Source organism: Novipirellula caenicola, assembly GCF_039545035.1.
GTDB lineage: Bacteria > Planctomycetota > Planctomycetia > Pirellulales > Pirellulaceae > Novipirellula > Novipirellula caenicola.
Genome location: NZ_BAABRO010000006.1, coordinates 26,810 through 43,351, shown reverse-complemented (window position 1 = coordinate 43,351; position 16,542 = coordinate 26,810). Strand labels below are relative to the sequence as shown.

General features: G+C 53.9%; 7 protein-coding genes. 3 read left to right on the top strand and 4 right to left on the bottom strand.

What is annotated here, in order from left to right; all coding sequences use genetic code 11:
• The first annotated feature begins 101 nt into the window (after nucleotides 1–101).
• From ABEA92_RS13990 to ABEA92_RS13980, 3 genes are all read left to right on the top strand, one after another.
• Entirely contained in the window at nucleotides 102–1,817 is a 1,716-nt protein-coding gene (locus ABEA92_RS13990; protein ID WP_345684463.1) for an MFS transporter, read from the top strand.
• 106 nt (nucleotides 1,818–1,923) lie between these two features.
• Complete coding sequence (locus ABEA92_RS13985) at nucleotides 1,924–5,385, top strand: hypothetical protein (protein ID WP_345684462.1); 3,462 nt, start codon at nucleotides 1,924–1,926, stop codon at nucleotides 5,383–5,385.
• 52 nt (nucleotides 5,386–5,437) lie between these two features.
• The gene (locus ABEA92_RS13980) at nucleotides 5,438–6,364 is read left to right on the top strand and encodes a glycoside hydrolase family 16 protein (protein WP_345684461.1); all 927 of its coding nucleotides are present in this window, start codon (nucleotides 5,438–5,440) and stop codon (nucleotides 6,362–6,364) included.
• Between the two features lie 188 nt (nucleotides 6,365–6,552).
• Here ABEA92_RS13980 and ABEA92_RS13975 read toward each other — a convergent pair whose 3' ends face one another.
• The 4 genes from ABEA92_RS13975 to ABEA92_RS13960 form a co-directional block, all read right to left on the bottom strand.
• Nucleotides 6,553–8,352 carry a TolC family protein gene (locus ABEA92_RS13975; RefSeq protein WP_345684460.1) on the bottom strand — a complete coding sequence of 600 codons (1,800 nt, stop codon included), beginning with the start codon at nucleotides 8,350–8,352 and terminating at the stop codon, nucleotides 6,553–6,555.
• A 432-nt stretch (nucleotides 8,353–8,784) separates the two neighbouring features.
• Nucleotides 8,785–11,955: an efflux RND transporter permease subunit gene (locus tag ABEA92_RS13970; protein WP_345684459.1), complete on the bottom strand. Its 3,171-nt coding sequence runs from the start codon at nucleotides 11,953–11,955 to the stop codon at nucleotides 8,785–8,787.
• 318 nt (nucleotides 11,956–12,273) lie between these two features.
• Nucleotides 12,274–13,515 carry an efflux RND transporter periplasmic adaptor subunit gene (locus ABEA92_RS13965; protein ID WP_345684458.1) on the bottom strand — a complete coding sequence of 414 codons (1,242 nt, stop codon included), beginning with the start codon at nucleotides 13,513–13,515 and terminating at the stop codon, nucleotides 12,274–12,276.
• A gap of 759 nt (nucleotides 13,516–14,274) precedes the next feature.
• A complete protein-coding gene (locus ABEA92_RS13960; RefSeq protein ID WP_345684457.1) occupies nucleotides 14,275–16,503 on the bottom strand; it encodes an acetylxylan esterase family protein in 2,229 nt (742 codons plus the stop codon).
• Nucleotides 16,504–16,542: the final 39 nt, after the last annotated feature.

The following is a 16,542-nucleotide window of genomic DNA, read 5'->3' as shown; positions in this document are numbered from 1 at the left end:
TACCTTAGCGTCTCAGAAGGGCCAATTGGACGCCGCTTGATTGCAACGGAGTCACTTTTCACGGGCCTTTCTCACTTTTCACCTACTGGATGACTGTGCCCGTGACTGCCTATGAACCCGCCGAAAGTCCTGGTGTCGCGACAAAACCGCCCGGCCAGGGAGCGATCGAAGGTCCAGTAACCTCGCCCCCTGAACGTGACCAACGCCTCAGCGTGGGTGAAAAATTGGGTTACGGGGTCGGCGACACCGCATCGAACCTGTACTGGAAAACGTTCGAATTTTTTCTGGTCTACTTCTATACCGATGTGTTTGGTTTGACGGCCAAGTCGGCGGGCACGCTGATGTTGGTGACCCGAATCTGGGACGCGATCAATGACCCCTTGGTCGGTTACCTTGCCGATCGCACGCGTACGGCGTGGGGACGATTCCGGCCCTATTTGGTTTGGATGGCCGTCCCCTTTGCGATCACGGGGATGATGACGTTCTACACGCCTAATCTCGGGCCCACCGGAAAATTGATCTACGCCTACGTCACTTACACCTTAGTGATGATGGCCTACACCGCGATCAACATTCCGTACGGAGCGTTGATGGGAGTGATCAGCTCGGATTCGATCGAGCGGACGAGCGTTTCGACTTACCGGTTTGTCGCTGCGTTTTGCGGAGGCATCGTGGTCCAGTACTGCACGTTGGGGATGGTTCGCTACTTTGGTGGCAGCGAAACCGCCGTCATCGATGGCGTGGCCAAAGAGGTCGTCGTCAACGAACAGATGGGCTTTTTCTGGACCATGGCGGTCTTTTCGGTTGCCGCCGTGATCCTGTTTTTGATCACGTTTGCCACCACCAAAGAACGAGTGCAACCGGCGGTTGCGATGAAGTCGACCTTCCGCGCCGACTTGCGGTTTGTGTTGACAAGCCTTCGCGTCCATCAAGTGATGTTAGGCGGATTGGCTCTATTGGCATGTTTGGCCACCGCGTTTTCGACCGACACGCTGCTGCCCATTTTGGGCGGTTACGTGTTCTTAAGCTTGGTTTCGTTGGCGGTCCGCCAAGTGGCGTTACATCGCTTCGACGATGTTACCGAGGCATCCACCTTGGAAATGGATTTCAATGACTTGATTTCCAATCGTCCTTGGATGGTTTTGTTTGGCTTTGGGCTACTGCAACTCTCTGGCTTATTTGTTCGCGGCGGTGCCATTTTGTACTACTTCAAGTACTACTGTGGCGACGCCTCGCTGGCTCCGATGTTCTGGGTCTTGGGCAGTTTTGCTGCGATCGCGGGGATGTTGTTGACCAAACCGCTCACACGGATCTTTGGCAAAAAGAACCTGATGATTGGGATGAATGCGGGAGTCGCCGTGTTGACCGCCTGCTTCCTGTTTCTTGAACCGGACCAGATCAAGACGATGTTTGCTCTGCAAATTGCCGCGTCGTTCATTGGCGGACCGGTTCCCGTGTTGTTGTGGGCGATGTACGCCGACACCGCGGACTATTCCGAGTGGCGTGGAGGCCGACGCGCCACCGGGCTTGTTTTCGCAGCCGCCACCTTCTCACAAAAAATGGGCTGCGCCGTTGGCGCTGCGATGACCGGATTTGCACTGGATTACTACGGTTATCTGCAACCGCTGTTGGGTGTCGAGCAATTGCAAACCCCCACGACGCTGGCGGGTTTGCGAATGATGATGAGCGTGATTCCCGCGGTGTTCCTGTTATCGGCCGCAGCCTGCCTGCTTCTGTACAACATCAACCAAACGCTGTCGGTCCAGATCGAGCGTGAGTTGCAAGCGAGAAGGACCGAGGACTTGCAACCGACATAGCACGCTGCTCGCGACAGCAAACACCGTCCATCGAGCTGGACACTTGGTTTTCCACAGGCACTCTTTTCAAAACAACATTTCGTCTCCCTTCTATCACTATATTCACATGACTTCTCTTCATTCCCCTGCGATCACGCGGCCAAGTGTCTCGGGACAATATGTCCAGCTCGAAGGAGCAACGTGGTACAAGATCTCCAACAGCCACTTGATGCCCCCGTTCTTCATGAGCGCCGTGAGCTCGAGCGACCACTGGATGTTCATTTCCAGCCGCGGGGCGTTGACGGCGGGCCGGCAAAATCCCGACTCGGCGCTTTTCCCCTATTACTCGTCAGACAAGATCGCCGACACCGCCGCCCATACCGGCCCCAAGACCTTGCTACGAGTTCTGCAAGACAACCACTGGGTGTTGTGGGAGCCGTTTTCGACCGCCCCGATCCGCGATGGTGGGCGGTCCCAAAACCTTTACAAAAACTCATTTGGCAATCGCATCCTGTTCGAAGAGATCCATCATTCGCTGGGAATTGCGTTTCGCTACGTCTGGACCTCGGGTCACCATTTCGGATTCATCCGCCGCTGTGAACTGGTCAATTTGAACGACGCCCCTGTGCAAGTCGAAGTCACCGATGGGCTGCAGAACTTGTTGCCAGCGGATTTGGGAAAGGATTTCCAGCTGCGTTACAGCAATTTGGCGGACGCCTACAAAAAGAGCGAGCTGCTTTCCGATGCGGGGCTAGCGTTGTATTACCTCAGCTCGATTCCGACCGATCGTGCCGAACCCAGCGAGGGACTTCGTGCAACCGTCGCTTGGCAACACGGATTGGATTCGCCCGCAATTGCCCTGAGTGATACTCAGCTCGAGCAAGTCCGCAACGGCGCCGACTTGGTATCGGAGCACGAGGTGCGGGGACGCCGGGGTGCATTTTTCGCATCAAAACGGCTTGAACTGCAACCGCTTGATCCTGTGCGATGGAGTATCGTCGCGGATCTGAACAATGACCACTGCGACGTTATCAAACTGCAACACCATCTGACCGCCGGTGGAGATATCGGCGACGCGTTGGAACAAGACATTTCGGCGAACGAAACGCAACTCCTGAAAATCTTGTCGGCGGCGGATGGCCGTCAACTCGGGGCAAACCAGCTGCGAATCCAGCGACATCAATCCAACGTGTTATTCAATGTGATGCGGGGTGGACTTCCGGCGCATGGATACGAAATCAACACCACCGACTTCCATGCCCACGTGCGAGGTGCGAACCGCTTCGCGGAACAGCGTAATGCGACCTTATGGGACAATTTGCCGAAGTCGATTGGCATGGACGAATTGAGTTTGCGAATCGCGGAAAGCAATGATCCCGATCTGATCCGCATCGCTTCAGAATACTTACCGCTGTACTTTAGCCGTCGGCACGGCGACCCCACCCGGCCCTGGAACACCTACTCGATCGACGTTCGATCCGAAGACGGATCGGAGAAATTGAGCTACGAAGGCAACTGGCGAGACATTTTTCAAAACTGGGAAGCACTCGCGGTCGCGTATCCTCATTTCGCTACCAGCATGGTGCTTCGCTTTGTCAACGCATCGACCGCCGACGGCTACAATCCCTACCGAGTCACCAAGGACGGTTTTGAATGGGAGGTCCCTGATCCTCATGATCCTTGGGCGAACATTGGATATTGGGGCGACCATCAAATCATCTACTTGTTGAAGCTGCTCGAACGTTGCCGGACAATGACGCCGGCCCAGTTAAACGCATGTGTGTTACAACCGTACTGCACTTATGCGGACATCCCATACCGTATCCGCCCCTATGAACAAATTTGTCGTGATCCTCAATCCACGATCGATTTTGATTTTGAACATGCGGCCGAAATCAACCAACGTGTCAAATCCATTGGCAGCGATGGCAAACTACTTTGGGGCGACGATGGCGAACCCTATCACGTGGGTCTGATTGAAAAGCTGCTGGTTCCGGCGCTCACTAAGTTGACGAATTTTGTTCCTGAAGGAGGCGTTTGGCTAAACACCCAGCGGCCCGAGTGGAATGACGCCAACAATGCATTGGTCGGCCGAGGATTGTCGGTGGTCACGGCGTGTTACCTTCGCCGCTATCTGACGTTTCTAATCGATTGGTTCACCAGTCCCGTCGATGGGCTGCCCGAAACGACACGGATCTCCCAATCGGTGTGCCAATTGGCCGAGGGAATCCAACAAGTTTTGCAGCAGCATGCCGAAGCATTCGATGGAGCGATTCCGGATGATCGCCGCAAACAAATCCTTGATGCGTTGTCCATCGTGGGAGAGAGATATCGCGACCAGTTGTATAGCGGTGCGATTTGCGACGAACAAGAAGAGGTGACTTTGGCGTCGCTGGTTGATCTGTTTCAACAAGCACGCACAATGATCGATCACACGATTCGCAGCAACCGCCGCGACGATGGCTTGTACCATTCCTATAACTTGATGCACCTTGAAAGCGACGTAGCGCCGCTTTCCCATTTGTACGAAATGCTCGAAGGCCAAGTTGCGGTGCTCAGTTGTGGATTGTTATCACCGGCGGAATCGCTCGAAGTGCTCGACGCATTGCGGGCCAGCAAAATCTACCGCGAAGACCAGCAAAGTTACATGCTGTATCCCGATCGCGAGTTGCCAAAATTCCTAGAAAAGAACCGAATCTGTCCGAACAATGCTTCACGTTCAGCCCTGCTAAAAAGCTTGCTCGCCGACAAGAACGACGCGATTGTGCGGCAAGACATCCATGGCGATTTGCATTTCAATAGCCACTTTCGCAACGCAGCGGACCTAAACCATGCATTGGACCGATTACAACATCACCCGCAATATGGCGACTTGGCACGCCAGGACCGGTCACTGCTAAACGAAATTTTTGAGCAAACCTTTGGGCATCGTCACTTCACCGGTCGCTCCGGCACCTTTTTCGGCTACGAGGGACTCGGGTCCATCTATTGGCACATGGTTTCCAAACTCGCCTTGGCGGTGATGGAGCAGTGTTGGCAAGCGCACAAGATGCCGCAACGATCCAACGCAGACGTACTCGAGCAGCTTCACCAGCACTATCGAGAAATCCGTGACGGCATCGGACTCACCAAAACTCCGCTGCAATATGGCGGTTTCCCTTCGGATCCCTATTCGCACACTCCGTATGCCGCGGGTGTCCAACAACCGGGAATGACGGGGCAAGTCAAAGAGGACATCCTGGCTCGCTGGGACGAACTTGGCATCCAGATCGAGCAAGGACGACTCGGCTTTGCCCCCGTCTTTTTCGAAACCAGCGAACAGCTGTTAACCGACAGCGAACTGGTCTATTTCGATGTCCATCGGCGGTGCATCACGCTGCCCGTTTCCGCAGGCTGTTTTGCGATGACGCTATGCCAAGTGCCGATTATTTATCGTTCGAGCGACCGTGAAAAGTTAAGCATCCATTATGCGAAACAGCCAAGTGTGCACCGCGACTCGCTACAGATGACAGCCTGCGAAACGGACGTATTGTTTCGTCGTCTCGGTGAAATCACCCGCATCGAAGTGAACTTTACTCCGCATTCCTGATCCCCGACCCGTTTACCTCGTTCTTTCTAATCCCCACAACGAAAGTGAAAACATGAATTCACAAATCTCTTACCTGGCAATTCAGCAACACTCAATCCATCTGTCACGGATTCCCGCGTGCTTCGGCAGACACGTTCCGCAAGCCTCGGCCATCCATCGGCTATTGTGTGTCGCCCTTTGCATGGGATGGATTGGTTTTACGGCGAGTCCGCTGGTTGCACAGGACAAAACCACCACGGCGGCCGATCCCGCGATGAAGCTGGTGTGGCAAGACGAATTCGATGGCGACTCACTGGACTATTGCAAGTGGGGAGTCGAAGTCAACGCGTTTGGAGGCGGCAATAGCGAGCTGCAAATTTACACTGACCGTTCGGAAAACGTCCGCGTCGAAGATGGCCATCTGGTAATCGAAGCTCGCAAAGACAACGCGGGAATCAGCGGTACCGAGCGTGAGTATTCATCGGGACGCGTGCGGACCAAACATCGCGGCGATTGGAAATACGGCCGCATCGATGTGCGAGCCAAACTTCCCGAGGGAGCCGGAATTTGGTCGGCGATTTGGATGCTGCCCACCGACGACGCCTACGGCGGATGGGCTGCCAGCGGTGAGATCGACATCATGGAAATGAAAGGACAAGAGCCCGATCAAGTCTTAGGCACGTTGCACTACGGCGATGCTTGGCCACGCAATGCATACAGCGGCGACAAGTACAAACTGCAGAGCGGCACTTTCGCCGACGATTTCCACACCTTTTCTGTCGTTTGGAAAGCGGGCCAAATCGATTGGCTAATCGATGGCAAGAAATACCAAACGCAAACCAAATGGAGCAGCACCGGAGGTGAATTCCCGGCGCCGTTTGACCAAGAATTTCACTTGCTATTGAACGTCGCGGTCGGAGGCAATTTCCTTGGCCCCCCAAATGATTCCACTCCATTTCCGGCAAAGATGTTGGTCGACTACGTACGGGTTTATCAATAGCAAAGAACGGAAAAGAAAAAACGCGTCGCCAAGGATGACGACGCATTTTGTTTTTATTGCGTCTGACGTGGACGCGGTAAAGCATTCTCGGGTAGCGACCTTCGCCAGAAGGTGGTAATTCGCAACCGACAGCAACCATCCACGCTCTGGCGAGCGTAGCTACAAGATTGCCCTGCGATGGGCATCGGCTAATTCATCCCTGTCACCGCACCGCCCCCGCCGAGGGCTTGATACGCGTTGACCGTGGCCGCCAATTGCTCTTGCTTGGTTTCGATCAAGACCATTTTGGCCTCCATCATGTCACGCTGAGCCAACAGCACCTCCATGTATTCGGCGCGAGCATTCTGAAACAACTTAGTTGCGCTGTCGACCGATGCTTCCAACGACTCGAGTTGTTGTTTTTTGATCTCGATGCTCTTGGCGTAGTTGTCCACTTTAGTCAGCTGATTAACCACTTCGGTATACGCATTTAACACGGTGCGTTGGTAGTCGTACACCGCTTGCAGTTGCTGAGCATTCGCACTGCGATAGGCCGCCTTGATCGCCTTCTTGTTGATCAACGGAGCGACCAAGTCTCCGGCGACATTGTAAATCAAGGATTCCGGCGTCGAGAACAAATACCCGGCATCGAAGGCTCGGTAGCCAACCCCTGCACTAAGGTTCAGCGAAGGATAGAAGCGAGCTCTTGCGACTTTCACATCCAACCCGGCTGCTGCCACTTCACGTTCGGCTTGCCGGATGTCCGAGCGGTTACGCAGCAATTGGGCTGGCACCCCGGCGCTGAGCGAGTGGAGGTTCAAGTCGATGTATTCCACCGAGGATCGCTGGACGGGTTGGGGGTAGCGACCGAGCAGAAAGTTGATGCGGTTTTCGGCTTCGACGATCCGCTGCTGAATGATCAGTTTTTCGCTTTCATTCTTTTGCACTTCGGCCAAGAATCGCTGGACGGCCAATTCGGTGCCGCGGCCGGCATCCTTCATCTGTTGCGAGGTCTCGAGACTTCTTTGTTGAATCTCGATCGTCTTGTCGAGTGTCAGCAATTGGTTGTCGAGAGCCAACAGCTCGAAATAGTTCTCAGCCACCTCGGCGACCATACGGGTGACGATGTAATTCCGTCCGTCGACTGATCCGAGATAGCGTAGACAAGCCGCGTCTCTCGCATTGCGTAGTTTACGCCAGATGTCGATCTCCCACGACACGTTGGTCGCAACCAAGAAATCGGGCAGCGGATCAGGAAACGATTTGCCGCGAGCATCAAGATGTTCTTCGACCGCCCCTTCTCGCGAATAGGCACTGGACTTTTCAACACCGGCACCGCCGCCAAGCGTGACGAAGGGAAGGTACTCACCGCTTCGAGCCTGAACCTCGTTCGATGCGATCCGGATCTCTTCGTTCAGAATCTTCAGTTCCTGGTTGCCCGTCAACGCTTGGTGGATCAGACCGGTCAGGTAGGGATCGTTAAAGAATTCAAAGCGAGGGACCTGTGACGAGTTTTCCCAATTGGATATTCCGATCTCCACGGCATCGTAGCCGATCTCCATCGGGTTGGGTCCAACCCCAGATCCGCCCGGCAGATCACTCAAATAGTAAGCCTGGTCCTTCACCGGACTCGTGTTAACCGCTGAGTCATCGGCTTCATTCAACTCCAGTGCAGTGGCTGGCTTGACAAAGCTTGCCAATTTGAATGATCCCAACAGGCTCTTCGATTCGCTTGAGGAATCATCCGCGTCGACAAGGTTATCCGGCGGTGAAGTCGCATCACTCGCGCTAACAACATCCGGATCCGCAGCATCTGGAGCCTCAGCAGAAGCTCCATGGATCCACTGGGTATTTAGATTGTAGTTTTCTGGCATCATCGGTCCCGGTTGGGCTCGGCGGAGCGGCGGGACAGAACACGACGGTAACACCACTAGAAAGCTGGTCACAACCGCCGTCGATATGGCGACGTTCTTTAGCTTCGTATGCGGGACATTTTTCAACAGGTTCATCCGTCTACTCCTTGACGTTCTGAGCCACGATCTTCAGCTCGCATTGTCTGACCACATCCATATGGACGAAACACGCTACCTTTTGAACATTTTCAAGCGTTTCAGATCTCGGTCAAGCAACAACCACTTTGCGCTCGGGATGCTGGATAAAAGCGGTCCCTTTAACGCTCGGTTCCGTCGACGTCTAACGTTGACCGGGGCCTGGCCTCGATGGCAAAACCTGCCGCAAACTGCGAGCGATCGCCACTGCTTCTACTTTCGACCGATGCGTCCGACGGCCTTTATCGGTTATGCGACTAAACCTCGCAAATCCTCGCATAAAAGTGACATGGATCTGCAATTTCTTGCAGCCAATCGGCATTTGTTGCCGATGGCCTTCACCGTCGGCGTCCGATTGCACAGGAGGCATCGAGTTTGGCGATTATGCCGCATTTAAGCTTCGTGTTCGAATCGCTCGCTGAGGGGTTCATCGGTTTCGTCTTGCAGCAGTTTTTTACCGTCGGCCAACTTGCCAAAGATGTAATAGAGTCCGGGAATCAACAACACGCCAATCACCGTCCCCACCAGCATGCCGCCGACCGCCGTCGTACCGATCGTGCGGTTTCCGATCGCCCCAGGGCCAGTGGCACGGACCAACGGGATCAAACCGGCAATGAACGCGAACGAGGTCATCAGAATCGGCCGGAACCGCAGCTTTCCACCTTCGATGGCCGCGTCCTTTAGCGACAATCCATCATGCCGCCGCTGCACCGCGAACTCGATGATCAGAATCGCATTCTTGCCCAGTAGACCGACCAACATGACCAACCCAATTTGTGCGTAGACGTCGTTAGCTAAGCCCATTGCTTTGAGTAACGCAAAGGAACCGAACAGCCCCACCGGCAGGGAAATGATCACCGCCAACGGCAACAGAAAGCTTTCGTATTGCCCCACCAAAACGAGATACACAAACATCACGACGACCAAGAAAATATAGAAAGCAGTGTTCCCTTTTTTGGCCTCGTCATAAGAAAGGCCTTGCCAATCGATGTCGTAACCGCGTGGCAACACCTCTGCGGCCACTTCTTGGATCGCCGCAATAGCTTGCCCAGTACTGTAACCTTCAGCCGGTGCTCCTTGGATCGCCGCGGTCGTGTACAAGTTGTAACGGCTGATTTCATTCAGGCCCTGCATTTTCTTGAGTTTCATGAATGCTGAGTAGGGAACATTCTCGCCTTTATCGTTCTGGACGAATAAATTCTCTAGATCCTCGGGATACCGACGAAACTCGGGCGCCGATTGAACATAGACCTTATAGAATTGGCCAAACCGGACAAAACCTTGCTCCCACGTGCTGCCGACAACGATGGAAAGATTCTCCATCGCATCGGCGATCGAAACTCCCTTTTGCATCGCCACATCGTTGTCGATGACAATTTCATACTGCGGATAGTTGTTCGCAAAGAACGTGAACAGACCTTTCAACTCTTTGCGTTTCCCCAGGGCTTCCATGAAGGTTTCCGTCACTTCGCCCATCTGTTGGTAGTCGCCACTGTTTGTTTTGTCTAACAAGTTCAAAGAGAAACCGCCCGCCGCACCAAAGCCGGGAACCGCCGGTGGTTCATAGAACTCCAGATGCACATTGGCAATCTCACGACCTTTTTCTTCAAGTTCCTCGATCAACTGCTTCGAAGTAAGTTTGCGTTCTTCCCAGGGCTTCAAATTGATCAAGCATGTCCCTGCGTTGGATCCCCGCCCTTGAGTCAGAACTTCGTAACCAGCGATCGACGAAACCGAAGTAACCTCGTCAAAGCTTTTGCAGATCTCGGCCAATTCGTGCGACTTGCTATTGGTGTACTCAAGTGTTGATCCCGGCGGCGTTTGGATAATCCCATAAATCATCCCTTGGTCCTCAAGCGGAATAAAGCCGGTGGGAAGCACGGTGTTGACCAGAAAGATACCGACACTAAACGCCATGATCACGAGCATGGTTAGCAGTCGCTTCGTGACGAGACCACGCAAGATCCAGGCATAGCCTCCGGTCAGCTTCACGATTGCCGAGTCGATCACCCGCAAAAAAATGGCGAGCGGACTACGGCTCTTCTTTTTGTTCGGATTGATAGGTTTCAGAATCATCGCACATAGCACCGGTGTGAGCGTCAGAGCCACTAACCCCGATAGCACAATCGACATCGCCATCGTGAGTCCGAATTGGCGATAGAAAACGCCAACTGGTCCGGTCATGAAGGTCACTGGAATAAACACGGCGGTCATGACCATCGTGATCGCGATGATCGCGCCGCTGATTTCATGCATCACCTCTTGGGTCGCCTGATACGGCCCCACATGTTTGGTGTGCATTTTTTCGTGTACTGCTTCGACCACGACAATCGCATCGTCCACCACGACACCGATCGCCAACACCAATGCAAAGAGCGTGATTAGGTTGATCGACATGCCGAACATCAACATGAAAAAGAACGCTCCGATCAACGACACGGGAACGGCCAGTGTGGGGATCAACGTGCTGCGAAAATCACCGAGAAACAAATAAACCACCAGCGAAACTAACACAAAAGCCTCAAGCAGCGTGTGAAGTACCTTTTCGATCGACGCATCCAAGAAGTTGGAAACGTCATAGGTGACTGAATAGTCCATTCCCGGAGGGAACTGTGCCTCTTTGATCTCTTCTAGCTTCTCTTTGACCTTATCGATAACTTCGCTGGCGTTCGAACCAGGCGTTTGCTTGAGCACGATGGCGGCCGATGGGTCGCCGTCGATGTCCGAGTACAAATCGTAGAATGACGAACCGAGTTCGACCGTCGCAACGTCTTTGATCCTCAGGATTTCACCTTCCGCGTTGGACTTTAGAATGATGTCCCCATATTGCTCAGGCTTGTCGTAGCGTCCCACCCAAGTCAATACGTACTCCAACGTCTGCGAGGTTTTCCCGGTCGCTTGGCCGAGACGTCCTGGCGAACCGATGATACTTTGTTCCGCCAAAGCATCCATCACTTCCTTGGCCGATACGTTATAAGCACGCAATCGTTCTAAATTGAGCTCGATCCGCATCGCATAGGCACGGTTGCCAAGGATCGTCGCACTGCCAATCCCCTGGATCCGCTTGATCTCGGGCAACACGTTGACGGAAGCGTAGTTGTAGAGAAAATTTTGGTCGACGTTTTTGTCTTTGCTGAACACATTCACGTACATCAGCATGCTGGACATGTTCTGCATGACGATGATGCCTTCGCGATCCACGATCGGCGGAAGGTTGTTCTTCACCGCTTGGATCCGATTGTTCACGTTCATGACCGCCACGTTGGGATCCGTCCCAGGTTCGAAAACAATCTGGATCGTTGCCTCGCCAGCACTGGTTGCATCAGAGATCATGTACCGCATGTCCTGAACGCCGTTGATCGCTTGTTCTAGGATCACCAAAGTCGAATCGACCAAGATTTTTGCGCTCGAGCCCGGAAACGACACCGAGACCACCACGCTTGGTGGCGCGACTGAGGGGAACTGAGAAATTGGCAGTGAAACGATCGACAACCCGCCCATAAACAGGATCAGCAGCGAGATGACGATGGCCAGTGCGGGACGATGCAGAATTCTTGCAAACATAGGTCTAGATGAAACTGAGTTGGTTTTGGACTTTTGATCGTAAGCAGGGCAGGCGGGAACCGGTAGGTGAATGCTCGTTAAGCATATTGGCCAACGCTGTGAGGCATTCCGGAGCGAAAACTTGCCAAGAGTTTCGGGGGCATATGTCCGCGGAACGAACGTCGTTGACGGTTTGTTGATGTACTGAGCCGCGACGCGTCAGCGGCTGGGTCCCACGCACGCCCCGGTGCCTGACGCCACACGGCTCACCATTTCGATTTGCATTTGGATTAAATCAACAAGCCGTTGACGGCTTCCGCTATCGAGCGGTCGAAACGACTATTCGGCGTGGTATTTCAGACTGCGAAGAACGTCCTCAGCAGCTTGAAACTCATACTGCACGTGCTCGCCGTCACGGACTTGTCGGATCCCTTCGAGCACAATCTTTTCGTTGACGTCGAGTCCATCCTTGATCAGATAAATGTCGTCCTGTTCGCTCTGAACGACAATCTCGCGTTGTTGAGCAACCCCATCGTCGCCAACAACAAACGCATACTTCTTAGCAAGAATCTCGAAGGTGGCTCGCTGAGGGATGACAATCGCATTGGCGACGACACGGCTGAGCAACACGGTGCCGGTTTGACCATGCCGCAACAAGTGTTGGGGGTTGGGAAAGTCGCCTCGGAACGCGATATTGCCTGTCTCGTTATTGAAGTCGGCTTCGATCGCGCCGATCGTTCCCGCATGAGGAAACTTGTTGCCGTCAGCCAAGACAAGCTCGACCTTGACATTGTCTTTGTCCGGGCTGGCTTCGTATTGCAGGTAGCGAGCTTCAGGCACGTTGAAATACGCCCACATCGTGCTGTTGTCCGACAGCGTGGTCAGCACGTCGCCTTCCTCGATTAGACTGCCCTGTTGTTCGTGTTGCTTGTCGACGATGCCATCAAATGGTGCTCGTAACGTGGTGAAGTTCAACTCTGCCTGTGCCAAATTGACCTTCGCTTGGGCCTTTGCCAACTTTGCTTTGGCCAATGCGACTTCGGGCTGGGCGACAATGTTTTGTTCAAACAATCTCTCTGTGTTTTGCAGTTCAATTTGTGCCAGTTGAGCTTCGGCCATATCCGATTCCAATCGGGCTTCGTACAGCGTCGGAAGGATTTTGAATAGCAAATCACCCTGCTTCACCCGCTGCCCTTCCTGGACCGCAATGGTCTCGAGATACCCACCTTCCAACGCACAAACTTCGATGTGACGCCACGAATGAATTTGGCAAACGAACTGCTGGGTACTCACCACGTCCTTGGCAACCGGAGTGGTGACCACGATCTTGTGTGCTCCATGGTGTTCACTTCGGTGTTCGTCTTGATGGCCATCATGATGATCAACTTGGTGGTTTTGATCCTTGTGGGAACCCGGCTCGCCAACACGATGCTCCGCGTGCGACGCTAAGCCCTCGCTTGGAAACGCTTCGGCGTGTGATACGTAGTACTGGTTCTTGAGATCGCTGAGCTTGTTGCAAGCAGGAAGCAATACAAGAAAAGACACCCCAAGGATGATGGTGCGAAACGCTGAGATTTTCATAAGGTTGATGATTTGTAGTGGATGGTTTCCGAGTGGAGCGTCGCCCGATTTAGTTGCCAACGTTCATGGCCTTAGGAAACCACATGCTGGTGATCGCCAGCGTTTCCGTTTCTCTCAGTCATGTCGTTTTCGTGCAACGCGGGCAACAAGCGATGGTCTGCAATAAAGAGCACTAACCTGCAAAAAGTTGCAGTCTTCGGTTTTCGTTTGCGGTAAAGGACTTCACGCCCGGAGGTGAGGACAAAAAGGCCGAAAAACCGGGAAAAAACCGCATCGTTTCGCCCCCAGACGGCCTAACCGCTGAAAGGGTTTTCCGGTCGCGGTGACCTAAATGCAAAAGGGGGGCCAAACCGCGTTTTGCAGTCCCACACCGGACTCGGCAACCAACTTGTGCGCATAGAGAACACCGCAAGTGGCGAGGGGATTCCACACGTGGTTACAGATCCGCAGCTGCAGCCGAGCGGCTGCATGCTAAGTTCCGCCGGTGCGAAAGAAGAATGGCCTCGAGTTCGATCGAATGGGCCAAAAATGGTGGCGCGGGGCTGGTTTGCAGCACGCGGCTTGTTGATTTAGTGAGCCGCGACACGTCAGCGGCCGGGCCCCCGCACCGCCCCCAAAGTAGATAGCATTGGCCTTAAGGCATTCGGCTCACCGCTGCAAATTGCATTTGGATCAAATCAACAGGCCGTACACGAGTTTAGCTACATCGTGATGACATCCGAAACTCTACGCGAGTTTCGCTACGTCATAAATGTTCGGCTATCGTGATTGCCGGATCCAATCGATGGCGGCCGCGGTCGAATCGGCGTTCGGTGAGCCCATTGTTACCGCGTCCGGATTTCCAAGCGTGTAAAAGGCCGTGGTCACGATCGCAGGAATCGATTTCTCGCCGCCGATCCACAGCGAGTTCGGTGCCGACAAAGCCAACAACGTGGGCAGGTCGCCATACTTGATCGCTCCTGGCAGAAAATTCACGTGACGCCAATCATTGAGCATTTCAAACCGAAACCCCTCGGTGTCGATTGCAACGCGATCCATCTTCGCTCCGGCAATCACTCGAGCCGCGGCAACCAGCGGGCCGCCTCCGTTGACACCCAGCACATGAAGCGATTTGGGTTCGTGATCGTCGTTACGAATCCATGCCGTGACACTTAGGATGTCGTGAACGCGGCGTGCAAACACGGTGTCGTTGTAACCGTAGGTGTATCCCGCAAACGGACGCGGATTCTTGACCGTCGGATTCTCGGTTAGCGAATCCGACTCGCTTGTGAATTCGCCCTGTCCATACAAATCGGCGGCGACCACCGCAAAACCTGCCTCGACCAACTTCAGCAAACCAGGATCGGGCTTGCCACCGGGAAACATTCCCGATTTGCCCTGGCCATCGACCCACAACACGACTTGCTTGTTCCATTTGTCCGACTTGGGGTAGACCGAAACGACGGGCAATTGTTCGCCTTTGTCGGTCAGCGTGATCAGATCGCCAAATTCGATGTACTGTTCGCGTGGTTCTTTCCAGACCTTGGTTCGCTTGATTTCCGAAGCCTTGGGCAGCTCTCGTCCGATCAAGGTCTGCCATGCCGAGCGGACCGTGGCGAGGTAGGACTGCGTTTCACGATCCCCCGTGGGCGAATGGTTTGACAACACGGCGAGATCTCGCTCGTTTAACTGCTGAAGCAATTTGCGTTCGTAAACGTCACCGCCTTTGGGTGCCGGGTGGCTGTCGTTCCATACGGTGTACTCCTCGGGTGTTAGCGGTTTCCAATCAAGTTCTTGGATCGGTTCCTCTAATCCGAGGTCAAGATATTTGTTCATCCACGAATACATCACACTGCGAGAGACCGCGTTGTAATTGTGAGGAAATTGCAACATCGGTTCGCAGTACACGTCCTCGGCGACACCGAGCATTGCATACAGCTCACGAAGTTGCGGATAACCTTTCGTCATCATCTCTTTGGTCCAATCGTTGGCCGCCGTCATCGCTTGCGGACGCGGGGCGAACAAGGCGGCAAGTTCGACGTTGCCGGTACCGATGCGAAGCAGGCTGCAGTTCTCGCAGGTACAGCCTCCCTGCATGCTGGTCGACACCATGCCATTGGGAAAACCCACGATGTGCCGATCATCAATCGCTCCCATCAAAATCGTCTGCGTTCCGCCGCCGCTGCCACCGGTGACCGCCAAACGGGCCGGATCGACATCCTCTAGACTCTCCAAAAAATCAAGCGATCGGATACAGTTCCACGTTTGCAAACCAAGAATGCTGTGCAGCCGTCCTTCGGCTTGAGCGGAGTAAAATCCATAGTTTTCACGGCCTTCTAATTCCGCGTCGTGCTTGGCATACCCATGCGCACGATCTTTCGAAATTTGTTGACTGTCGACGTAGCCGAGCATGTCAAAAATAAACGTGACGCAGCCCATTCGTGCAAGTTGAGCGCAGCGAGCCAGTTTAGGAAAACGCCCCGATTCGCGATGCAGCTCGGCACCCGATTTGATCAGTTCGTCCATCTTGGCTTCGCCGTAGTCGTATTGTCGCCCTCCGTGACCGTGAGGCGACAAGACTGCAGGCCGCTTTTGGGTCACTTCGCCCTCAGGCCGAAACAATAGTCCCGAAACAAAATGTCCCGGCAAACTTTCAAAGTAGACCTTTTCAACTGTGAAACCGTCACGCTCGACTTTGCCGTGAATCACTGCGTTAAGAGGCGTTTTCTCGGGCATCGGGAACAAACCGGTCGCCACCAATACCCGTTGCTTCAATTCCGCCCGACGCTGCTGCCACGCTTCTTTCGATTCAGGTACCTCAAACGGAAAATATCCATTCAGATCCTTCGGCTCGCTCAGCCGCACGTCATCAGGGCGGACGTCGGCGTCGAGAACACGATGATGGGTGGGATCGCCAGCGACCAACGCGGACGAACCACAAACCACGAAGCCAATCGCAACAAACAGTAGCGGCACTTGGAATCGTACCAGTGGAAATGAGACTTTCACGGAGGGCTCCGAATCAGGTAGGAGGGTGTAGAAGCGGAC